Origin of the sequence: Petralouisia muris, assembly GCF_004793545.1 — a bacterium.
In the GTDB taxonomy this organism is placed as follows: domain Bacteria; phylum Bacillota; class Clostridia; order Lachnospirales; family Lachnospiraceae; genus Petralouisia; species Petralouisia muris.
In genome coordinates this window covers 111808-132789 of sequence record NZ_SRYA01000007.1, presented here as the reverse complement: position 1 = coordinate 132789, position 20982 = coordinate 111808, and the positions used below count along the sequence as shown (strand labels likewise).

The following is a 20982-nucleotide window of genomic DNA, read 5'->3' as shown; positions in this document are numbered from 1 at the left end:
CTTTCGTGAAAAAGAGCGAAAGTATGATAAAATCATCTGTTCTTATAAGAGTCCTGAAATATCTTGTCCAACAAAAGGGCTATCATTTATAAAAGTTGTAAACTGGTGTTTCTCTTATAAAAAACTAAAATTCTTCGGCAGAGTCTGAGATTCATCTTTCATACTTGCAATCTGCCCAATGTTGTATGATCTCTTTTTCTCCAAAAACGGCCTTACAGGTACCTTTAGCCTGATAGTTGTATTGTTCTCACACGTTAAAACACTGTTTACAGAGATTATTTCTATCTAAAATTTATTTTCAACTATATTTTTTATTGCACAACATTAACCACTAATAGTGAATATGGCAATTAAGGCTTTTTATCATTATTTTATGTATTCATGTCCCCCATCAGTATGCAACTCTGCTTCAGATATCGGCGCTGAATTTGGTTGTTCTTCATAAAATTCCACATCCTGCTCTTCTTCCTCATGTAGAATTATCTCATTCGATTCAGAATTTGAGTCAAAATCTGACTGCTGTATCGCAGATTCCTGATATTCATGTTCTGATTTGCTCTCATTTAACGTTACTAAATTCGACTGGCTTTCATAAAAACTTTCTCTGCCTGCCTGTGCAGTAATGCCAATTAACACAAAACATCCGAGTAAACTTGCTACTGAGATCAATTTCTTTTTCATATAATTTCTGTACCTTTCATTTTTGTGACAATTTTAAACTGAGTAACTTCCACTATACGTAATTGTACGTGATGACTTATTTCGAATAGAAAATGAAAAATGTCCGCTATACCCAACTACAATTACGCCATTGCTCCAACCATTTGTCGTTATAGATGAAGATGGATAGCCAAAAGAGCCATTATCGTTATCACGCAACCCCACATAACTAACACATCCTGCTCCAGAAGGATTTTGCGATGCGGATACATATATCCTATCTCCCTTAACAAAAGAAATATTGTTATTGCTCCAAGATCAGTATTAGGGGCTGTTTTCCAATTAAACGAACCTCTTGTAGTTTTAGCTTCCCGTTCATCCATTTCTGCATTAGGCAGAAAATAACCCATTACTTTCCCATCATCACTAACAAGTTCATGAACTTCTATTCCAGCCGCTTTCTTTTCTGCAATTTCAGCTTCTAAATCATCTGTTACTTCGTCTGCATATACTGGTTGAATATTAACGAAGCACAAACATATCGCTAATACCGCCATTAAAGTTACACCTGTAATTTTTGAATAATCACTTTTTGATCCATTTTACTTTCTCCCTTTATAAGAAATAAATTTTGTTCCAGAAATAATCTCTCTAAACAATATTTTCCCCTATCCGCTATCTTTCTTCATGTTCTGTTTCCTCCTGTCCCTCCTTTCTCTTCCAACCACTTTATATACTTTATAAATAAAATATATATTTAAAAAATCATTATCCCTTCCACCAATTCCTATCCAGATTTTCTCCCACCCAAAACTATTATCATATATATCGTCCATATTTTCCAATATTTTACACCAGAATCAAAAAAACATTACATCTTGTCTATTCCTTTTTTAATCTTCCCAATACTTTTTTTATAAACTATTTACTTTTAAAACTGCCCGTAGTATGATATTCATAATTGAAACTGCCAGACAACTGTCAGTTCCCAATAGAAAAGGCTTTTCACCCCCCCCCAACTATATGCATAGCCGGGAGAATCATATGAGCAGGAAAATCAAAATAACTGGAACAGAAGACAGCTTTGCCGAAAGCCTGCAAAACTGCCTGGGCGAAATGCTGGTTCTGTTCCTTCTAAAACAAAAACCCATGTACACCTACGAGATTATGCAGGAAATCAACCGCATCAGCAATGGTTCCTTTTCCTATAAATCTCTCTATCCTTATATCTACCGGCTGAAAAACGCCGGCTGTATTGACGAAGAAAGCACTGCCGTAGCCAACAACCGGACACGGATCTATTTCCATATTACGGAAAGCGGACGGGAACACCTGGTTAAAATCAAACGGAAATACCGGGAAATCACCACTGCCGCCAATCTTATGCTTGATCTTGATGACATGATTTATACAAGGAGAGATGAATGATTATGAACAGCAATTTCAGCAAACCAGTCAGACGCTACATAAGGGCCGCCAAGCGTTTATTGGCTTGTCCCCACAATTACCGCAGCAATTTCACCACAGACATGAAAAAAGATATCCAGCAATACCTTTTGGAAAACACCTCAGCCGGATATGAGGAAATCACCAGCTACTTCGGCACGCCTGCGGAACTGGCCCGGCTTTATCTGGACAGTGTTCCGCCGGAAGAAATCAATGCCTATACAGCCAGAAAGAAATTTTTTACCAGATTTGGATGCGGCGTTCTGGTACTTCTGTTTACTATTTCAGTCACCTGCTTCTACTTTAATCACATTAAACCACGGGAATTGAATGTTATTTACATAGAAGAATCCCTTGAGGTAGAAGAAAAATAATTATTAAAATGCAAGCTTAAGGAGAAACACACTATGAAAAAAATACTTTTTGTTATAGCAACGCTTATCTTCACTATAAGCAATCCCATCACTTCCCATGCCAGGCAGTCTTCTCCACCTGCATCCTCGCTCTATAACATTAACGAAAAAATAGAATTGGAAAATGGAAATACTGTTGATTACGAACTAACAACATTTCCCTCAGATACACGTTCCAATATTAAAACCGCCACAAAAACTGCCACTTGCAAAAGAAATAATAAGACAGTTGCCACTATAAAACTATCTGCCACATTCACCTACACCGGCTCCTCCGCCACCTGCACCAGCGCTTCTTCCACCTATTCCATGGAAGGCGGATGGAGTTACAGCAACAGGACAACCACACGCACCAAAAATACCGCTTCCACAAGCGCCAAAATCTCCAAAAACAACGAATACTTTAACGCCGGCGTAACCATTACATGCAGCAATTCCGGCGTAATCTCATAACCAACATATTTCAAACAGAAAGGTGAGAAAACTATGAACACAACCGTTACCCTTGGAAAAACAGGAATTACCGTTAACAAAAACGGCTTCGGAGCTCTCCCCATCCAGCGCATTACTACAGAAGACGCTGGAAAACTGCTGAAAAAGGCATATGACGCCGGCATCCGCTTCTTTGACACTGCGCGGTTCTACACTGACAGCGAAGTAAAAATTGGAGAAGCCCTCTCTCCCGTCCGAAGCAGCATTTATATCGCCACCAAAACCGCCGCTCAGAATGCAGAAGATTTCTGGAAGGATCTTGATACCAGCCTGACCCTGCTGAAAACAGACTATATTGACATCTACCAGTTCCATAACCCATCCTTCTGCCCCAAGCCAGGAGACGGAACCGGACTGTACGAAGCCATGGAAGAAGCCAGAAAAGAAGGGAAAGTCCGCCACATCGGCATCACTAACCACAGGCTGAAAATCGCCCACGAAGCCATTGACAGCGGGCTGTATGAAACTTTGCAGTTTCCCTTCTGCTACCTTGCCACAGACAAAGACATTGAAATTGTCACACGCTGCAAACAGGAAAACATTGGATTTATATCCATGAAAGCATTGTCCGGCGGACTGATTACCAACTCTGCCGCTGCCTACGCATTCCAGGCCCAGTACGACAATGCTCTGCCCATCTGGGGCGTCCAGCGGGAGTCCGAACTGGATGAATTTTTAAGCTATATTGGAAATCCCCCGGCTATGACGCAGGAACTTTCTGACCTGATTGCCAGGGATAGAGAGCAGCTTGCAGGAAACTTCTGCCGGGGCTGCGGCTACTGCGTCCCCACCTGTCCTGCTGGAATTGAGATTAACAACTGCGCCCGGATGTCGCTGCTGCTGCGCCGCTCCCCATCTGAACTGCAGCTTACGCCGCAAGTACAGGAAAAGATGAAAAAGATCGAAGACTGCATTCACTGCGGCCAATGCAGGGCACACTGCCCCTACGGGCTGGACACCCCTGGGCTTCTGGAAGAAAACTACAAAGATTACAAGGAAGTGCTGGCTGGAAAACCTCTGTAAGCCAGAGCCCTGACGTATCGTTCTTCCAACGCTCCAGAAGAAAGGAGATTTCCATGCCGCCATCCGAAAAAAACATTTACACGATTTTGAAAAGGAATGCCGCTCCAACCAATATAACTTTTCCGACAATATTTCTTCCTGTATTTTTGAGAACTTTCATATAAATCTTGACCAATTACTAAAACACGCCTAAACCTGGGAAGAGAACCTTATGAAAACCAGAACATAGACAATAGAACCGAATTTGACTGGGGAAAACCTCAGAAGATTTTGGAACTTGGAACGGGAATCGGCCTCCTTCCCAGAAATATGTACTGATACGACGCTCCGGCAGTTAAATGCCGACAAAGTTTAGGGCAAGTATAAACGTCGATATTTAACCACCGGAGCAATCCTTTACAGCGCAAACTCCAACTGGCAGTCACAGGGCTCTGCCGCATATAACTTTTCATTATATTCTTCCGCTTCCACGCATCCAAGCGCATGGTAGAATGCCTGTGTCTCCTGGGAAGAGTGGGCTGATATGTACAATTTCTCCGCTTCTAATTTTCTCGCCGCCAGCAGCGCCCGCTCAAACAACCGTTTTCCATATCTTTTCCCTCTGCATTCGCAGGACACATGGATGCAGGAAAGCTGCACATACTGTTTTCTGGATCCGAAATGTTCCTGTTCCACGGAAGTAAATCCCACAAGCTTTTCCCCTTCAAAACAGCCAAATACAAAACCTCCTGTATTTATCGTATTTTTCAGGCATTTTACCAGGAATTCATACTCTGCGTCCTTCCATTCCTCCACAAAGGAAATATCTTTCAGTATCCAACTGCCTTCTTCCTTCCGCCAGCAGCGCGTCACTTCCTGATGGCGGTTAAAATGCCGAAATAAATCCCGGCTGATCCTGGATTCTGACAGTATTTGAATGGTAGCTGCCATTTTCTTTTATCTCCTTTTCAAATCTTCTGTGCCATGGACAAGCTTCAAACTCCAGACCCCATTTATGGCCTGACCTGCCCGTTTCCGTATATAATGTATTTTGTGCTTGTCAGCTCCTTCAACCCCATAGGCCCCCTTGCATGAAGCTTCTGGGTGCTGATGCCGATTTCGCCCCCAAATCCGAATTCAAACCCGTCGGTAAACCGTGTGGAGGCGTTCACATATACGGCCGCCGCATCAATTTCATCCAAAAATTTCCTGGAATTATCATAATCTTTCGTTATAATGGCTTCGGAATGCCCGGTATTGTATTGATTGATATGGGCAATTGCTTCCTCTATTGAAGATACTGTTTTGACAGAGAGAATATAGTCCAGGTACTCCATGCCCCAGTCCTCCTCTTTTGCAGGCAAAATACTGCCGCACACCTTCCTGCTTTCTTCATCTCCCCGAAGCTCCACCTGCCTCTCTTCCAGCCGCTTCGCCAGCCGGGGAAGCAGGGCGTCCTTTACTTTTTCATGGACTACCAGGGATTCACATGCATTACAGACGCCAATTCTCTGAGTCTTCGCATTGAAAATAATATCCAGCGCCATTGCAAGGTCTGCGCTTTCATCCACATAAATATGGCAATTGCCGGTTCCTGTTTCAATGACAGGCACAGTGGCCTGCTCTACCACAGTGCGGATCAGCCCTGCGCCGCCCCGGGGAATCAGCACATCCACATACTGATTCAGCTTCATGAATTTTGCCGCTGTCTCATGACTGGCGTCTGTAATGAGCTGAATTGCATCAGAGGGCAATTCACATTTTGCCAGCGCTTCCTGCAACGTCATGGTAATGGCGTTATTGGAATGGATGGCGTCTTTTCCGCCCCGGAGAATCACCACATTTCCCGCTTTAAAGCACAGGCCGAATGCATCTGCCGTCACGTTGGGCCGGGACTCATAAATAATGCCGATGACTCCCAGGGGCACGCGCTTCTGCCCAATCAAAAGTCCGTTGGGCCTCTGCTTCATGGACAGCACCTCTCCGACTGGATCATCCAGACCTGCAATCTGCCTGAGTCCTTCCGCCATCTGGGCGATCCTGGCTTCTGTGAGAAGCAAACGATCTACCAGAGCAGGGGCCATACCATTCTCTTTGGCTCGTTCCACATCCGTGTGGTTGGCTTCTAACAGCATTTTCATATTTGCCATTAAATAATCCGCTGAAGTAGTCAGTGCTTTATTTTTTTGATTGGCAGACAATGTACGCAGCGTCACTTCCGCTTTCTTGGCTTTCTCCCCAATCTGTTCCAATGTAAGGTTCATAATGATTCCTCCCTTCCGGCATTGCGGTTTCTGTTCAGATATGGTAACAGTATAACAAGTTCCAGTGGATTTGTCATTAACGAAATTTTATTTCTCCAAAATCCCGCCGAAACAAGGCTATTCATTTTTCTTTTACTTTTTGAAACTTTTTCTTGCTGGCTTTCATCTAATAAGCAGTAACCAGAAAGGAGATGCCGCTATGAATTCACAAAAGATGCAGCAATTGGTGGAACAAGAATTGCTGTCCTCTTACGATTCCCTGTACCGTCTGGCATATACTTATGTAAAAAATGAATCCGACGCTATGGACATTGTGCAGGAAAGTTCCTACAAAGCCATTAAAAATTCCAGTTCTGTCAAGAACGCTGCCTTTATTAAAACCTGGCTCTGGCGCATTGTAATCAACACTTCTTTAGAAGTTCTGCGCAAAAACCAGAGAGAAGTTTCTTTTGATGCAGCAAAGGAACAGGGAAAGGAAGACATTTACCTGGATTTCGACACGATCGACGCCTTGGACATTCTGAATGAAAAGGAACGGGCCGTCATTGTACTCCGTTATTTTGAAGAACGGAAACTTCAGGAAATCGCAGATGTATTAGAAGAAAACCTCAACACCACCAAAAGCATCCTATACCGCAGTCTTGGAAAACTGCGAATCAAATTAACAGAAGGAGAACTCAGCCATGAATCATAAATTAAACCAACTCAAACAGGATTACCAAAACATCCCCATTCCCGAAGCCTTAAAACAGCAGACGAAGCTTTCTATAGAAAAAGCCAAGGCTGATTTGGCAGAAAGCGCCAAAACCACGAAACCTTCACGTCAAAGATTGTTCCAGGCTGCAAAATCTGATGCGGCAGAACCCGCCCTGCTGAAACAGGACACAAAAAAATCCTCTGTCTTTTCTTTCTGGATTGTCCGGGGAGCTGCCGGAGCCGCCGCCGCAATAACGGTTCTTACCATCCTTGTCAATTCCAACGCTTCCATTGCATATGCCATGGAACGGATTCCTGTTCTGGGCGCTATTGTAAAAGTAATTACTTTCCGGGAATACGAGCATCGTGAAAACGATATGGAAGCAAATATTAAAATTCCAAAATTACAAATAGAAGACAGAGAAGGAAATCTGCTGGAGGACTCCACCAATAAGCTCAATGACAAGATCGAAGCTTATACCAACGAAATTATCGCCGCATACGAGGCCGACCTGAAGGCTGCCGGAGGCGAGGGCATCCAGGCAGTGGATTTGGACTATGAAACAGTGACCGACAACGATAAACTGTTTTCCCTCCGGTTCCATCAGACCGTCACTATGGCAGGAGCTGTGCAAATGGAGAAAATCTACCATATTGACAAGCAGACCGGGGAACTGATTACTCTAAAAGATTTATTCCAGGAGGGCGCAGACTACCAAACGCCTATTACAGAAAATATTAAAGAACAAATGAAAAACCAGATGGCACAGGATGAAACCATCACCTACTGGCTGGACAGTGATGTGCCTGAATGGAATTTTACGGAACTGTCAGATTCCGTGAACTTCTTTATCAGCGAGTCCGGCAAACTGAACATTGTTTTCGATGAATACAAAGTGGCTCCTGGTTTCATGGGTGTTGTCACCTTTGAGATTCCCACAGAAACAGTCAAAGATATCATAAAGGATGGCTATTTGCTGTGAGAACCTTATCCTTTCACAGCAGGTGAACTATGGGGCGCCGGAACACAGACGAAACAGGAATTATCTAACAATCATAATTCCTGTTTCCGCAGCCACCCCATCCATCCTGACATCATGCTCCTTTGGATGCAGCCTTTCCACCAACTGCATGGCATAGGCCACTCCCAGCTTATATTTGTGAGGACGCCCTGCAAAATATCTGTCATAATATCCTCCGCCGTAACCAATCCGGGCGCCCTGCCAATCAAACCCCAGTCCCGGCGTTAACACCAGGGCGTCCTCCTGGTAAATTACCGTTGTTCCCACAGGCTCCATTACATGAAAACTGCCCTCTGCAAATTCCGTAAAAGAATCAGCCTGGTAAAACTGCATTTCCCTTCCTGCCACTCTGGGGAATGCAGTTTTTTTGCCCATACTCCATGCGGTTTCTGCCAGAGGCCGCAAATCCGCTTCCTTTCCCAATGGATAATAAAAACAAACCGTTTCCGCCTGTACAAACCAGGGATGCGCTTCTATGTTCTTACAGATTTCCGCTGACCACTGCTGGACCTGCGCCTGGGACAGACTGTCCCTTTTTTGCTTCAGCCGCTCTCTAATTTGCTTCCTTGTTTCCATATTTTTCTCCCAGATTTTCTGTCGTCCCGTCAGGATTTACCACGTCAATGCTGTCAAGCTGGGCCCGCAGATTTCTTCTGATATTTGCAATATATTCTTTCCGCAGAAGCTCCTGTTCTTTTCTCTCTCCCTCTGTCAATCCTTCCGCCTTGGATTTTCTTGCCAATACATTGATTCTGTCTATTTTACTCTGATCCATTCTAAGCTCCTTTCCATTCCGGCCGTTTTAATTCTAAACACAGTTCTTTTGCTTTCTCTTTATTCCAGACTTTTTTCAATAAAATCAGCAATATAAAAATCTTCATCCCGATGCTCTAAAAAGAGCGTTCCTACAAATTCCCCCTGAAAAATATCATGGAGAATACTTACATCTTTCCCATTGGCAATAATCATATCCGCGCCGGAAAGCGTTGCAATCCTTGCCGCCGTCAGCTTTGTCTCCATTCCTCCGGTTCCCACATCGCTTCCTGTGGTTCCCTTTGCCATGGAACTAATTTTCTCATCCAGCCGGTCCACCACCCGAATCAGCTCTGCATCCGGATTTTTATGGGGATCGTCTGTAAACAAACCATCGATATCTGACAAAAGAATCAGCAAATCCGCCCCTACCAGGGACGCTACCAAAGCAGACAACGTATCGTTGTCTCCAAACTGCATTTCGTATGTGGATATGGTATCATTTTCATTTACAATAGGAATAATCCCAAGCCGGAATAATTCTTCAAACGTATTCTGGGCGTTTTTCCGGGAAACATTATCCTGCATGGTTCCCTTTGTCATAAGAATCTGCCCTGCAGTCTGATGGTATTCCGAAAACATTTTCTGATAGGTCATCATCAGCCTGGCCTGGCCCACCGCTGCGCACGCCTGCTTGGTTGATATATTGTCCGGACGCTCTTCAATTCCAATGACCTTACGGCCCACTGCAATGGCGCCGGAGCTTACCAGACATACGTCCACACCCTGATTGCGGATATCACAAAGCTCCCTCACCAGGCGCTCCACCTTCCCAAGATTCAGCCTTCCTGTGGCTTCATGGTGTAAAGCTGCTGATCCAATTTTCACCACTATCCTTTTCTTCTGTTTTAAATAATCTCTCGCTTCCAATTTATTGTCTTCCTTCCTAGCTCTTCCTCGTAGTAAAACCTTACCCAAATCAGTCCACGATATTCTGCAGCCAAATTCCCTTTTTTACCAGAACATAACCCAGAATGCACTTCAAAGTTTCAATTAACTGACAGCACAGATACACCAGCACAATATTCAGGCCGGTAAAGTGAGCCAGCACATAGGCAAGGGGAATATCCGCCAGCCACACATATACACTGTCAAACAGCACGGTAATCCATGTTTTCCCGCCGGAACGCAGAGTGAAATAACAGCCATGCATAAAAGCATACAAGGGCATACATCCAGCGGCAATTAGGATAAACCTGGCGGCAAGAGCCTGAACCTCTCCGGAGGTATTATATATCATAGGGAAGAAGGGTGAAATTGCTGCCAGCAGGCTTCCGAACACCAGGCAGGTGGAAACTGTAAAAACCAAAAGTTTCCGGTCTGTATCCCTGGCTTCCTCCATTTTCCCGGCTCCCAATAATTGGCCCACAATAATTGCAATAGCGCTTCCCATGGACAGAAATACCACATTAAACAGATTGGATACGGTACTGGAAATATTAAGAGCCGCCACTACAGACAGTCCCCGTACAGAATAACACTGCAGTAAAAACGCCTGCCCGGTAGACCAGGCAATCTCATTGAGCATAATGGGAATTCCCTTTTTCACAATATTCACCGTCAAGTCCCTGGGAATTGTCAGACTACGAAAAGCCCCTTGGATAAATGGATGCTCTTTTCTGTGCCGATACGTCCAGAAAACAAGGATCAGGCATTCCACTATCCGGGCAATATCCGTTGCAACCGCCGCTCCCACTGCTCCCAGGGCCGGAAAACCGAACTTTCCGAAAATCAAAAGGAAATTCCCCAGCAGATTTACCATTACGGCAATAATTCCGGCCTTCATAGGCAGCACCGTTTCCCCTGTCTCACGCAGGGTGCTGGCATAGGCCTGAGAAACAGCGTAGGGCACAATCCCAAAAATAATCACCCGCAGATATTCTCTTCCATATTCCAGTGTTCTGGCTATGTCCCCGCCTTGAGAACCTTCATGAAGATACAGCATAATCAGGCCGTCCCCGGCAGTGAAAAGCACCGCAATGGCAATCACTGTCATTATTATGCAGATGATAAACTTGAACCGGAAAGTGTTGCGAACTCCCTCATGGCTTTTCTGCCCATAATATTGAGCGGTGAAAATTCCCGCACTGGAAACGCCGCCGAAAATACAGATATTAAACACCGCCATAAACTGGTTCACAATGGCAACGCCGCTCATTTGCTCCGTGCCCACCTGCCCCACCATAATATTATCCAGCATGTTGACAAAATTCGTTATGCCGTTCTGAATAATGATAGGAACCACAATGAGAAGAACCATTCTGTAAAAAGCCTTATCTCCTATGTACTTTCTCCAAACACTTTTCTCCATATCTGTATCCTTCCTGATTCTGAAGTATTTTAATTCCAACATGAATGTAAGTCTATCACAAATAGCTGACTGTTACAATATGAAATCTGCAAAAAACAGGACATAAGCCATATCATACATAAACATATGATACAGACTTACGCCCTGATTTCAGCTTACTTCAATTTCCTTGATTTCATGCTCATTGCCCTGCAGCAGATAGGTATGTCCGCTGCCGCAATAAGGACAGGTCTTTCCATACGCCACCGTACCATAGGTTTCTTTGCAGCTCTCGCAGAAGGTGACGGCTGGAATTGTCTCAATTTCCAGTTTACATCCATCCATCAATGAACTTTTAGAACATTTCCAGTTCCAGCAGTCCTCCAAATAAGAAGGAATAATGGTGGAAACCTCCCCAATCTGAAGCACCACTTTCCCCACCCTGGACGCCTGGTTTTCTTTTGCCACCTGTTCTACTGTTTTAACAATATGAAAGACAATTCCTAATTCATGCATGTCGAATCCTCCTGCGCTGCTGTTTCCTATATTAAATCAACATAAGTTTTTCAAAACCGGCTGTCTCTCTATTTCAAATCAGCGGACGTTTTCTCGTTTCCAGATTCCTTGCCCCTGGACGCTGACGCTTTCCCTGCTGCTTTTTTGCCGGAACCTGCCATTTTCCCCGCTGCCTTTCTGCTGGAACCTGCCATTTTCCCTGCTGCCCTTCTGCTGGAACCTGCCATTTTCCCCGCTGTCTTTCTGCTGGAACCTGCCGCTTTTCTTATAGCTTCCGCTGCTTTTCCCGCTGCTTTCCCTGATTTTTTGACCGTTTGGGCCACTTTCTTTGTGACAACCGGCGCTTTGGAAAAAGCAGTTTTGGCTGCTCTCCCTGCCATATATGCGCCGATTTCTTTAAATTTGTCTTCAGAGCGCACCATCTTAGAGCATTCCGGATGGTCACGGTGCAGATGGATGGCGTCAAATTCACACTTGGTAGTGCAGACGCCGCAGCCAATACACTTATTTTCATCCACTACGGAAGCTCCGCAGCTTAAGCACCTTCCTGCCTCTAAATGCACCTGTTCCTCCGTCAATGTTTTATGGGCGTCCCGGAAAGAATGTTTGTGATCCGCTGATTCATCCATGCCTGCTTCCTGACGGCCGATGGTGTCATATCCATCCACTTTAATATTCTCTTTATCCAATTCATGGAAATCCCGCCGGTTGCGGCCAATGGTCATACTGGTTCCCGGATGTACATAACGGTGCAGGGACACAGCGGCGTTTTTGCCTGCTTCAATAGCGTCAATGACAAATTGCGGCCCGGTATAGACATCTCCGCCTACGAAAATATCCGGCTCTGCCGTCTGATAGGTCAAAGCATCCGCTGCCGGATAATTGCCATGACAGAATTCCACTTTCGTTCCCTCTAACAAATTGCCCCATTCCACGGACTGCCCCACTGCAAAAATCAGCTGGCTGCATTCCACAGTCATTAACTCTTCTTCCTCATACCGGGGATTGAACTTTCCTTCCTCATCAAATACAGAAATACACTTCTGGAAAACCACAGAGGTTACGTTTCCATCTCCATCTTTGATAATTTCTTTCGGACCCCAGCCGTTGTGGATGGCAATATCCTCTTCCAGCGTCTCCTGAATCTCTTCTGTGGAAGCTGGCATGGCGTCTCTGGACTCCAAGCAAAACATTGCTGTCTCTTTGGCGCCAAAACGGGAAGCTGTTCTGGCACAGTCCACGGCTACATTGCCGCCGCCTACTACCACAACCTTTCCCTCTATCTTCTGTTCCTGATTTTCAGCGGCATGATGCAGGAAATCCACTGCTATTTGAACGCCCTTCCCATCGTTTCCGGGGATTGGCGGGATTTTGCCTCCCTGACATCCGATGGCAAGATAGAACGCCTGATATCCTTCTTCCCGAAGCTTTTGGATTGTTACATCCTTTCCCACTTCCACGCCGCACTTAATCTCAACGCCCAAATCACGAAGCACATCAATTTCCGCTTCGATGACATCTTTTTCCAGCTTGTAGGACGGAATTCCATAGGTCATCATTCCGCCCGGACGGGAATGTTTCTCAAATACCGTAGGCTTATATCCCTTTACAGCCAAATAATATGCACAGGACAGGCCTGCCGGGCCTGCGCCGATAATAGCAATCTTCTGCTCCCACTGGGTCAGGCGGTTGGATGCAATCACAATCGGAGGAACATATCTGGTTTCCTTATGTAAATCCTGCTCTGCAATGAATTTCTTAATATCGTCAATAGCCACCGCCTCATCAATAGTTCCCCGGGTACAGGCAATCTCACAGCGGCGGTTGCAGACGCGTCCGCAGACAGCAGGGAATGGATTGTCCTGCTTAATCAACGCCAGAGCTTCCCGGTATTTGCCCTCCTTGGCTTTGCGGATATAGCCCTGCACTGCAATATGAGCCGGACAGGCCGCCTTACAGGGGGCGGTTCCTGTTTCGTAACAGTTAATCCGGTTGTTGTCCCTGTAATCTTCATCATATTTGTCCTTGCCCCACACCAGCTTATCCGGCAGTTCATGCTTGGGATATTTGACCTCTGTGCCGTCTTTTTTGCACAGCTTCTGTCCCAACTTCACTGCGCCTGCCGGACAGTATTCCACGCATTTTCCGCAGGCTACGCATTTCTCTTTTTCCACTTTGGCCGTAAATGCGCTGCGGCTCATATTGGGGGTATTAAATAACTGAGAGGTTCTCAGTCCATTGCAGATATTCACATTGCAGTTGCAGATGCCGAAAATCTTATTTTCCCCGTCAATATTGGTAATCTGATGGACAAATCCATTGTCCTCTGCCTTTCGAAAAATTTCCATGGCTTCTTCGTAAGTGATGTCATGGCCTTTTCCGGTTTCCCGGCAATAATCCGCAAAATCCCCAACCGCTATACACCAGTTCATCTCATCATCGCCGCAGCCTTCTCCCAGCACCTGGCGGCTGGCCCGGCAGGAACACTGGCCTACGCCGATATGTCCTTCATATTTTTTCAGCCAATAGGAAATATGCTCCAAATCAATGGTTCCGTTTTCCATGGAAATAGCTTTTTCCACCGGAATTACATGCATACCAATGCCTGCCCCTCCCGGCGGAACCATATGGGTAATCCCATCCAGCGGAATGAAAGTCATCCGCTCAAAAAAACTTGCCAGTGCAGGATGCTCCCGCAGGCGCTTATTCCCCTCCGGTCCCTCTTCCATATTGAACAGCTCTGCTGAGCCAGGCACAAACATGGGCAGACAGTATCTGCGGTGTTTCGGTCCCGGAATGGAACCGTAATGGTCGTAGTTATTGCCATAGTCATATTCCAGCAGGCCGATATAACTCATCTCATCCAGCACTTCCTGAAAATGCTCCTTCTCATCCTCCTGCACCTGGTTCATTTCCCAAAGTTCTTCGATTCTGTAATGATGGCGCACTTTCATAGTCAGCGCAATGTCCGCCATCTCTTCCGTTACAATTTCAGCCAGTCCCCAATACTCTGGATCGGCCACGGTAACGCCTTTGATTTTGTGCTTTGCCACATCTGTGATCTTTTTCCCAAGCTTTATGATTTTCTCACTTGGCTCCTTGTCCCCCATATGAGGAGGGATAACTGCTTTACTCATTTCCGGCATAATATTCTCTCCTTCTCCTTTAATTTTAATCCGTGAATCACCAAATCATATATGTTCATTATACCGAAAAATGATGCAATACTCAACGGAAAAATCCCCCTGTTTTTTGATCAATCCTGTGGTTTTGTCCAAGAGCGGGGCTGAAAATGGCGGTAAATGAAGCGTATGCTGAATAACAATATATGCCGGATAATTTGCTATTCCAGATCAATCCGGTAGATACAGCTTTGGGTCCGCCCTCCACTGCGCAGTTCATGGCCCTCTGGCAGTTCCACGATTCCTTCCAGAACCCCTCCGGCATATTCGCTGGTTTTCCGAGAGGCTATATTGTCAGGATTGCAGGTGATTAGAACATATTCCATCTTGCAGGCTTTGGCTAACTGCAGCAGCGCCTTGCATGCTTTTTGGGCATAGTGGCGCCCCCGATAAGACTCTTCTATTTCATAGCCAATATTTCCACCGTAGTATGTATTCTCATTGTGGCCCATCCGCAGATCGCAGGCGCCTATTTTCTGCTCCTTTTTGTCGCAGATGGCAAAACAACAGGCGGGAACATATCCCTTTTCTTTGTCTTCCTGGAAGGTTCGCTCCAGGATTAGTTTGATTTCGTTAGTTTCTAAGAATTCCGGTATTTTCATGATTTATTTTTCCTTACTTTTTACATCGAATTCTAACCACAGCTTGTCAACTTGTTTCAATTGTCCTATAAGAACGTCAACCAGTGCTTTCAATATTATCACAGAACATTTTCTTTTACAATTCGCATGAACAAAACTTTGCAGCCCGTACATTTTTCTGGTATAATACAAGTACTTTTTCGGCATCCGTCAACAAATCAGCAGCAGACGAAACATCAAACATCCAATTAGGAGGCGCTTCATGGAACAATCTATTTCAATCGACAAGCCAATTTATGAATGCCAGCCCCTGTGCATCAACGCTTTCGGCCATTCTGTCACTGCCCCGCTTCATAAATGCGGACCGGCAGTGCGTTCTTATTACCTGATTCACTTTATTCTGGAGGGAAAGGGGGAATTTTTTGTCAACAATACCAACTATAAACTTTCTGCCGGACAGGGATTTCTGATTGAACCGGATTACCAGACCGTATACATGTCAGACAGCCAACAGCCCTGGACTTATATCTGGGTAGGTTTTTCCGGAAGTTCGGCAGCCTCTGTCATCTCCGCCCTGGGCCTGTCCCAGGAACAGCCGATTTTCAGCAGCACAGAATCTGAAAAATTGAAACAATACATCATGGATATGATACAGCACAACCACAGTCACGCCGAAGACACCTTTTACACCCTTGGAATACTGTTCTTATTTCTAAGCGTGATTGCATCCTCCAATCGGGATATCCTGCCCCAGACAGAAGGGAATACTTATGTCAACCAGGCGATTGCCTATATTCAAAACCATATTTCCGATCCTTTGCAGGTACAGGATATTGCAGGATACGTCGGCTTGAACCGCAGTTATCTCAACACGCTTTTCCGGCAGTTTACCGGGCTCTCTCCCCTGAAATATATCCAGCGGTTCCGGCTGACAAAGGCAAAACATATGTTAGAATCATCCAAACTTTCTGTTTCTGCCATTGCATATTCCTGCGGCTACCAGAGACCGGAATCCCTGATTAAAATTTTCAGCCAGACCTACGGCATTTCACCCGCCGCTTACCGGAAGGCTGTCTTGTCCAAAATCCATTTCATACAGGAACATGAGGGAGACCCTCTGCCGGAAACAGTGGACTCCCTCAATAAAAATTTTTATAAGATCCAGGTCTAAACGCTGAAACTATACCCTTCCCCCGCCAGATTATATTTCCGCATCCTGCTTTTTTTGCCTCTGCCATATAAAAACGGCTCTGACAAATGCGTGTTAAACCACTGGATCACAGGCCCCATGAACAAAGCCGTAATCACCGTACCAACGCCGATTGTCACATGGCAGGCAAACCCTGTAATGACACAGACAAAATCCGTTGCAATTCGGCAAAGCTTAAATGCCATGATTTTATACTTATTGGCTGCAATCAAAGATACTGCATCATATGCAGACACCCCCAGATCTGCTGTAAAGTACAAAGACGCCGCAAAACAAGTTCCCAGAATTCCAAATGCCATAATTCCCGCCCGAACTGCCATAGACGGCTCCAGAAACCAGGCATCCAAAATACGGCCCATAAAATCCGCTGCTACTCCAACTCCAAACAAGTTAAATACCGTTGCAATTCCAATATAGTGACGCTCTACAACAAACACAGCTATCAGAAGCATCCCTGTAATTACCAGATAAAACACGCTGTATTTGGAATGGAATAAACCGGCAACCCCTGTCACAAAACAGGTAAAAGGGTCAGCGCCCAAATCCGCTTTCTGAAAAGCGCCTACACAAAAGCCGGTAACAATGACGCCAAATAACGCCATCCCGATCCGCTTCCATTTCTGCGGCATCTCATCCCCCTCCTATCCTTCTTTTTCAGGATTCTTCTGCATCCAACAGAAAAATCCTGGACCAGAAATCCGTACAGTGCTTCTCGCCAGCCGCCGGTTCTCCGGCTGATGCATCTGAGGTTACAAGACCGATATTTATAAGCTCCGCACCGAAAAATCTTCCGCTCAGGGCTCCTTCTTCCGTTACATGGTACAAAAGTTCCTGATCCAGTCCTTTCAGCTTAAGCCTGCGGAATTCGCAGTTTACGTCATTGAGCACTTTAAAATATGCTACAATAGCATGTTTCTTGTCCTCTGATACTGCCATCCATGCGGAAATATTTCCCTCAAAGGGGCTTGCCAGCCGATAAAACGTTCCAGTATGGATTAATTTCCGGTATTTTTTCACAAACCGGATCTGTTCCTTTACCTCCTCCTTCTCTTTCTCTGTAAGCTGCGCCAAATCCAGTTCGTATCCAAACGCCCCGAAATACGCCACATCACCGCGCATTTTCAGGGGTGTATTTCGAAACAGCTGATGGTTGGGCGTAATGGACACATGGGCTCCCATGGAACTGATGGGGTAAGCATAAGACGTCCCATATTGGATTTTCAGCCGTTCTACCGCATCCGTATCATCGCTGACCCAGGCCTGCGGCGCATAATACAGCATACCGGGATCAAACCGTCCGCCGCCGCTCGCACAGGATTCAAAAAGAATCTCCGGAAATTCACTGGTAAGTCTCTCATACAAATCATAAACTCCAAGGATATAGCGGCGGAAAATTTCTCCCTGCCGGCAGGCTTCCCACGCTCCGGAAAAGCATTCTGTAATATTGCGGTTCATATCCCACTTAATGTAGGATATTTTTGATTCCCGAAGAATCGCTGCAACCATTCCGTAAATATAATCCACCACTTCTTTTCTGGAGAAATCCAGTACATACTGTTTCCTTCCATGAGAGCTGGGGCGGCCCGGCGTACGGAGAATCCAATCCGGATGACTCCGGTATAATTCACTGTCCTTATTCACCATCTCCAGTTCAAACCAGAGTCCAAATTTTAATCCCAGCGCTTCCACCTTTTCGGAAAGACCCCGGATTCCGCCAGGCAGCCGGTCCTTATTGGGCCACCAGTCCCCAAGTCCGCTGGTCTCTCCGCATCTGCTGGAGAACCAGCCGTCATCCAGAACAAATAATTCCACCCCGGCTTCCTTTGCTGTTTTTGCAATTTCCAGCAATTTCTCCTCTGTGAAATCAAAATAAGTTGCTTCCCAGTTATTCAAAAGAACTGGCCGCTCTCTGTCCCTCCAATATCCCCGGGCAAGGCGCGTGCGGTACAAGCGGTGAAAGGTCTGACTCATCTGATTCATGCCGCCGTCCGAATATACCATAACCGCCTCCGGAGTCTGAAATTCCTCTCCCGGTTTTAAACACCAGGAAAATCCAGCAGGATGGATTCCCATCATCATTCTTGTAACCTTATAAGTATCCACCTCTGCCTGTGCCAGAAAATTTCCGCTGTACACCAAAGAAAAACCAATAGCCTCTCCCTGAAATTCATCTGCAGCAGGCCGTTTCAAAATTACAAAGGGATTATGTACATGGCTGGATGCCCCGCGTCTGCTTCCTATAGACTGGATACCCTGCTGAAGCCTGCGGGTTTTCATATAGCGCTCCCTGGACCATGCGCCGGAAAACTGCACCCATTCATATTCATCATCCGGCAAATCCAGCGAAAGGCTCATAGCTGTGGTAAGCTGATAATCCCCTCTGCCTTTATTTTCAAAATGCACACTTCGCGCAATTGCATTTTCTTTCCGGAAAATGGTATATAGAAGCGTCAATTCCACCTGCAGCACCTCATCCCGCAACAGGATTTCCAAAGTATCCGCTTCCTCTGCAGATTCCGTATAAGTTGCCGGAAGCCCATAAAGCGCCGGTTTCCCTTGAGAAATCTTATGAGAGACATATTTAAAATCTGTAACCCTGCTTCCATTTCCTTGAAAAATTTCCACTGCAGGCATCCTGAAATCCGTTGTCCCATAAGACGGATACTCCTGTTTCAGATGTTCCAGAGAGAAAGAATACTCTCCCTCATATACATAAGCAGAAACCGGACGATAACAATTTTCTGTCAGATAATTATAGTTTTCTTTCTGAGGCACCCGTTTTCCAAAATATAACTGCCCCATCTGTCCATTTCGCATTACTTTCATTAAATAACTGATTTCATCATTGTACAAATGGAACTCCTGCGTTTTTTCATTATAGATAATTCCCATTTTACATCTCCTTTCCTTATTTCATATTTCCCTGAGCCATGCGAAGCTGATTCATCTGTTCTGTCACCTGATCCATTTTCTCCCCTTTCAGTGTATAACATTTCGTATAAATCAGATAACTGCATACTGCCATGAAAATCGGAAGCGCCACCATCAGCGCCCGCAAGCCGTTCACGGTAAAGGGGCTCTGAGTTTCCAGCTTTGCGTTATACCCTACAATCTGAAGGCCGATTCCTGTAAAGAGACCTGCCGCCGCCTGTGCTGATTTCATCAAAAATGTCTGGGTGGAACAGATAATTGATTCATTCCTAGTGCCGAATTTCACTTCCCCGTAATCGATCACATCCGCAATACAACAGGTGGTTACGCCAAGAGACAGACCTGAACCAAACATGAACAGGCAGCAGCAAATTACCACGAGCACTGCATTAGTGGGCATCACGATACCACAGATCCCCAGAAGAGCCAGACCAACAATAGGCAGTGCGCAGGCCAGCGTATAGGTTTTTTCCCTTGATATTTTCTCTGCAATCAGCGGAAAGCACACAAGTCCCAGCATCTCCGCCAGCTTCGTACCGCCGAATACAGAATACAGATATTCATTTCCGCAAACCACTTTGAAATAATACACTGCAAATCCCCATACTATCTGAGTACAGAGGTTGAAGGTCAAAAGCAGCCCGATAAACGCCAGCAGTTCTTTGTTTTTCGTAATAACCTGCACCGCCTGCTTCAGCCCGATTTTCTGCCCGCTTCCTCCGGTGGTGGCTTCCTCTCCCACATTCAATACTGTAATTGCAATTGTCACAATAAAAATCACAACAATTACAGACGCAAACATGGTAAATCCATATTCATCCATTTTCTCCTTTCCGGCCCTTTCATTGAAACCCTGGATGATATACAGCCCAAAAGTCGCAATGCAAAACCCTGCCAGGGAAGCAAAAAACCGCGGTATCACTGATACTTTTTCCCGCTGCCTCGGATCATTCGTCAGATTCGGCAGCCAGGACCAGTAAGGCACGTCCATAATGGTATAAGTCATGCCATACAGGATATACACTACAGACACATAGGCATACAGGGAAGTTCCCTGCAGTCCGAAGCTTTTAAACAGCAGGACAAACACGGCTGAGTTCAGCAGCGTTCCCACGGACAGCCAGATACGGAACTTGCCGTATTTGGTCCGAGTATTATCCACAATCATCCCCATTACCGGGTCGTTGACTGCATCCCATACCCGCGCTACAAAAAACAATCCTCCCACAAAAGCGGCGCCAGAAACAGTGTATCCGTAAAATAAAGCATTAAAAATGCCGCCACCATATTTACCACACTATCTTTCCCGATTGCTCCAATGCCAAAACAATATTTCTCCCTGTTTGTCACCTGTTTATACACAGGCATACTGGTATTTTTATTGCTCATAGTTATTCTCCTTTTCTGTGCATTTGAATCGGCCGTGTTCCTTTTACAATACCTATTTTACCTTTTTTCCTACAT

The 20982-nt window shown here is 45.4% G+C and carries 23 protein-coding genes; 7 read left to right on the top strand and 16 right to left on the bottom strand.

Features of this window, described 5'->3' with window-relative positions; genetic code table 11:
• Nucleotides 1-366: 366 nt before the first annotated feature.
• The 3 genes from E5329_RS05010 to E5329_RS29625 form a co-directional block, all read right to left on the bottom strand.
• Nucleotides 367-681, bottom strand: a complete 315-nt coding sequence (locus E5329_RS05010; protein ID WP_135988492.1) for a hypothetical protein — start codon at nucleotides 679-681, stop codon at nucleotides 367-369.
• A gap of 149 nt (nucleotides 682-830) precedes the next feature.
• A complete protein-coding gene (locus E5329_RS05005; RefSeq protein ID WP_135988491.1) occupies nucleotides 831-1217 on the bottom strand; it encodes a hypothetical protein in 387 nt (128 codons plus the stop codon).
• 111 nt (nucleotides 1218-1328) lie between these two features.
• Nucleotides 1329-1505, bottom strand: a complete 177-nt coding sequence (locus tag E5329_RS29625; RefSeq protein ID WP_168356526.1) for a hypothetical protein — start codon at nucleotides 1503-1505, stop codon at nucleotides 1329-1331.
• A 199-nt stretch (nucleotides 1506-1704) separates the two neighbouring features.
• Here E5329_RS29625 and E5329_RS05000 point away from each other — a divergent pair, with 199 nt between their 5' ends.
• From E5329_RS05000 to E5329_RS04985, 4 genes are read left to right on the top strand one after another with little or no spacing between them, the layout of a single operon-like run.
• Nucleotides 1705-2088 carry a PadR family transcriptional regulator gene (locus tag E5329_RS05000; protein ID WP_168356525.1) on the top strand — a complete coding sequence of 128 codons (384 nt, stop codon included), beginning with the start codon at nucleotides 1705-1707 and terminating at the stop codon, nucleotides 2086-2088.
• Nucleotides 2085-2480: a hypothetical protein gene (locus E5329_RS04995; RefSeq protein WP_135988489.1), complete on the top strand. Its 396-nt coding sequence runs from the start codon at nucleotides 2085-2087 to the stop codon at nucleotides 2478-2480. Before E5329_RS05000 ends, E5329_RS04995 begins: the two co-directional genes overlap by 4 nt.
• A 33-nt stretch (nucleotides 2481-2513) precedes the next feature.
• A complete protein-coding gene (locus E5329_RS04990) occupies nucleotides 2514-2972 on the top strand; it encodes a hypothetical protein (protein ID WP_135988488.1) in 459 nt (152 codons plus the stop codon).
• Between the two features lie 33 nt (nucleotides 2973-3005).
• Nucleotides 3006-4034 (top strand): aldo/keto reductase, encoded by a 1029-nt coding sequence (locus E5329_RS04985; RefSeq protein WP_135988487.1) that lies wholly within the window; start codon nucleotides 3006-3008, stop codon nucleotides 4032-4034.
• Nucleotides 4035-4430: 396 nt separating this feature from the next.
• On the opposite strand, the gene E5329_RS04980 is transcribed toward E5329_RS04985, so the two are convergent.
• Both E5329_RS04980 and E5329_RS04975 read right to left on the bottom strand, forming a co-directional pair.
• A complete protein-coding gene (locus tag E5329_RS04980) occupies nucleotides 4431-4964 on the bottom strand; it encodes a GNAT family N-acetyltransferase (protein WP_135988486.1) in 534 nt (177 codons plus the stop codon).
• A gap of 62 nt (nucleotides 4965-5026) precedes the next feature.
• The gene (locus tag E5329_RS04975; RefSeq protein WP_135988485.1) at nucleotides 5027-6277 is read right to left on the bottom strand and encodes a glutamate-5-semialdehyde dehydrogenase; all 1251 of its coding nucleotides are present in this window, start codon (nucleotides 6275-6277) and stop codon (nucleotides 5027-5029) included.
• A gap of 199 nt (nucleotides 6278-6476) precedes the next feature.
• Here E5329_RS04975 and E5329_RS04970 point away from each other — a divergent pair, with 199 nt between their 5' ends.
• Both E5329_RS04970 and E5329_RS04965 read left to right on the top strand, forming a co-directional pair.
• Nucleotides 6477-6971: a sigma-70 family RNA polymerase sigma factor gene (locus E5329_RS04970; RefSeq protein ID WP_135988484.1), complete on the top strand. Its 495-nt coding sequence runs from the start codon at nucleotides 6477-6479 to the stop codon at nucleotides 6969-6971.
• Nucleotides 6961-7956, top strand: coding sequence for an RsiV family protein (locus E5329_RS04965; RefSeq protein ID WP_135988483.1), 996 nt, complete (start codon nucleotides 6961-6963; stop codon nucleotides 7954-7956). Before E5329_RS04970 ends, E5329_RS04965 begins: the two co-directional genes overlap by 11 nt.
• Nucleotides 7957-8016: 60 nt before the next feature.
• Here the strand turns inward: E5329_RS04965 and E5329_RS04960 are convergent, their stop codons facing one another.
• The 7 genes from E5329_RS04960 to E5329_RS04930 form a co-directional block, all read right to left on the bottom strand.
• Complete coding sequence (locus E5329_RS04960) at nucleotides 8017-8571, bottom strand: 5-formyltetrahydrofolate cyclo-ligase (RefSeq protein WP_135988482.1); 555 nt, start codon at nucleotides 8569-8571, stop codon at nucleotides 8017-8019.
• Nucleotides 8549-8770 (bottom strand): DUF896 domain-containing protein, encoded by a 222-nt coding sequence (locus E5329_RS04955; protein WP_135988481.1) that lies wholly within the window; start codon nucleotides 8768-8770, stop codon nucleotides 8549-8551. Before E5329_RS04955 ends, E5329_RS04960 begins: the two co-directional genes overlap by 23 nt.
• A gap of 59 nt (nucleotides 8771-8829) precedes the next feature.
• Nucleotides 8830-9678 (bottom strand): glutamate 5-kinase, encoded by an 849-nt coding sequence (proB, locus tag E5329_RS04950; protein WP_135988480.1) that lies wholly within the window; start codon nucleotides 9676-9678, stop codon nucleotides 8830-8832.
• Between the two features lie 49 nt (nucleotides 9679-9727).
• Nucleotides 9728-11119, bottom strand: a complete 1392-nt coding sequence (locus E5329_RS04945) for an MATE family efflux transporter (protein ID WP_135988479.1) — start codon at nucleotides 11117-11119, stop codon at nucleotides 9728-9730.
• 150 nt (nucleotides 11120-11269) lie between these two features.
• Nucleotides 11270-11614 (bottom strand): hydrogenase maturation nickel metallochaperone HypA, encoded by a 345-nt coding sequence (locus E5329_RS04940; protein ID WP_135988478.1) that lies wholly within the window; start codon nucleotides 11612-11614, stop codon nucleotides 11270-11272.
• 68 nt (nucleotides 11615-11682) lie between these two features.
• A complete protein-coding gene (locus tag E5329_RS04935) occupies nucleotides 11683-14751 on the bottom strand; it encodes an FAD-dependent oxidoreductase (protein ID WP_408634641.1) in 3069 nt (1022 codons plus the stop codon).
• 206 nt (nucleotides 14752-14957) lie between these two features.
• Complete coding sequence (locus E5329_RS04930) at nucleotides 14958-15398, bottom strand: GNAT family N-acetyltransferase (protein ID WP_135988477.1); 441 nt, start codon at nucleotides 15396-15398, stop codon at nucleotides 14958-14960.
• Between the two features lie 241 nt (nucleotides 15399-15639).
• On the opposite strand from E5329_RS04930, the gene E5329_RS04925 reads away from it, so the two are divergent.
• Nucleotides 15640-16548, top strand: coding sequence for an AraC family transcriptional regulator (locus E5329_RS04925; RefSeq protein WP_135988476.1), 909 nt, complete (start codon nucleotides 15640-15642; stop codon nucleotides 16546-16548).
• Here E5329_RS04925 and E5329_RS04920 read toward each other — a convergent pair.
• The 4 genes from E5329_RS04920 to E5329_RS30405 are packed head-to-tail and all read right to left on the bottom strand — an operon-like array spanning nucleotide 16545 to nucleotide 20907.
• Nucleotides 16545-17216, bottom strand: coding sequence for a YczE/YyaS/YitT family protein (locus E5329_RS04920; RefSeq protein ID WP_135988475.1), 672 nt, complete (start codon nucleotides 17214-17216; stop codon nucleotides 16545-16547). The genes E5329_RS04925 and E5329_RS04920 overlap by 4 nt on opposite strands.
• A 25-nt stretch (nucleotides 17217-17241) precedes the next feature.
• Nucleotides 17242-19479: an alpha-galactosidase gene (locus E5329_RS04915; RefSeq protein ID WP_135988474.1), complete on the bottom strand. Its 2238-nt coding sequence runs from the start codon at nucleotides 19477-19479 to the stop codon at nucleotides 17242-17244.
• A 16-nt stretch (nucleotides 19480-19495) separates the two neighbouring features.
• Nucleotides 19496-20737, bottom strand: a complete 1242-nt coding sequence (gene melB, locus E5329_RS04910) for a melibiose:sodium transporter MelB (protein ID WP_275443006.1) — start codon at nucleotides 20735-20737, stop codon at nucleotides 19496-19498.
• Complete coding sequence (locus E5329_RS30405; RefSeq protein WP_275443005.1) at nucleotides 20725-20907, bottom strand: hypothetical protein; 183 nt, start codon at nucleotides 20905-20907, stop codon at nucleotides 20725-20727. Before E5329_RS30405 ends, melB begins: the two co-directional genes overlap by 13 nt.
• Nucleotides 20908-20982 lie beyond the last annotated feature (75 nt).

Coding starts and splice junctions, on each gene's coding strand:
- E5329_RS04965 (WP_135988483.1), top strand. CDS start 6,961: ATGAATCATAAATTAAACCAACTCAAACAGGATTACCAAAACATCCCC.
- E5329_RS04970 (WP_135988484.1), top strand. CDS start 6,477: ATGAATTCACAAAAGATGCAGCAATTGGTGGAACAAGAATTGCTGTCC.
- E5329_RS30405 (WP_275443005.1), bottom strand. CDS start 20,907: ATGAGCAATAAAAATACCAGTATGCCTGTGTATAAACAGGTGACAAAC.
- E5329_RS04985 (WP_135988487.1), top strand. CDS start 3,006: ATGAACACAACCGTTACCCTTGGAAAAACAGGAATTACCGTTAACAAA.
- E5329_RS04995 (WP_135988489.1), top strand. CDS start 2,085: ATGATTATGAACAGCAATTTCAGCAAACCAGTCAGACGCTACATAAGG.
- E5329_RS04915 (WP_135988474.1), bottom strand. CDS start 19,479: ATGGGAATTATCTATAATGAAAAAACGCAGGAGTTCCATTTGTACAAT.
- E5329_RS04955 (WP_135988481.1), bottom strand. CDS start 8,770: ATGGATCAGAGTAAAATAGACAGAATCAATGTATTGGCAAGAAAATCC.
- E5329_RS04935 (WP_408634641.1), bottom strand. CDS start 14,751: ATGAGTAAAGCAGTTATCCCTCCTCATATGGGGGACAAGGAGCCAAGT.
- E5329_RS04920 (WP_135988475.1), bottom strand. CDS start 17,216: ATGCCGCAGAAATGGAAGCGGATCGGGATGGCGTTATTTGGCGTCATT.
- E5329_RS04925 (WP_135988476.1), top strand. CDS start 15,640: ATGGAACAATCTATTTCAATCGACAAGCCAATTTATGAATGCCAGCCC.
- E5329_RS04980 (WP_135988486.1), bottom strand. CDS start 4,964: ATGGCAGCTACCATTCAAATACTGTCAGAATCCAGGATCAGCCGGGAT.
- E5329_RS04930 (WP_135988477.1), bottom strand. CDS start 15,398: ATGAAAATACCGGAATTCTTAGAAACTAACGAAATCAAACTAATCCTG.
- E5329_RS04960 (WP_135988482.1), bottom strand. CDS start 8,571: ATGGAAACAAGGAAGCAAATTAGAGAGCGGCTGAAGCAAAAAAGGGAC.
- E5329_RS04940 (WP_135988478.1), bottom strand. CDS start 11,614: ATGCATGAATTAGGAATTGTCTTTCATATTGTTAAAACAGTAGAACAG.
- E5329_RS04945 (WP_135988479.1), bottom strand. CDS start 11,119: ATGGAGAAAAGTGTTTGGAGAAAGTACATAGGAGATAAGGCTTTTTAC.
- E5329_RS05005 (WP_135988491.1), bottom strand. CDS start 1,217: ATGGCGGTATTAGCGATATGTTTGTGCTTCGTTAATATTCAACCAGTA.
- E5329_RS05010 (WP_135988492.1), bottom strand. CDS start 681: ATGAAAAAGAAATTGATCTCAGTAGCAAGTTTACTCGGATGTTTTGTG.
- E5329_RS05000 (WP_168356525.1), top strand. CDS start 1,705: ATGAGCAGGAAAATCAAAATAACTGGAACAGAAGACAGCTTTGCCGAA.
- E5329_RS04990 (WP_135988488.1), top strand. CDS start 2,514: ATGAAAAAAATACTTTTTGTTATAGCAACGCTTATCTTCACTATAAGC.
- E5329_RS04975 (WP_135988485.1), bottom strand. CDS start 6,277: ATGAACCTTACATTGGAACAGATTGGGGAGAAAGCCAAGAAAGCGGAA.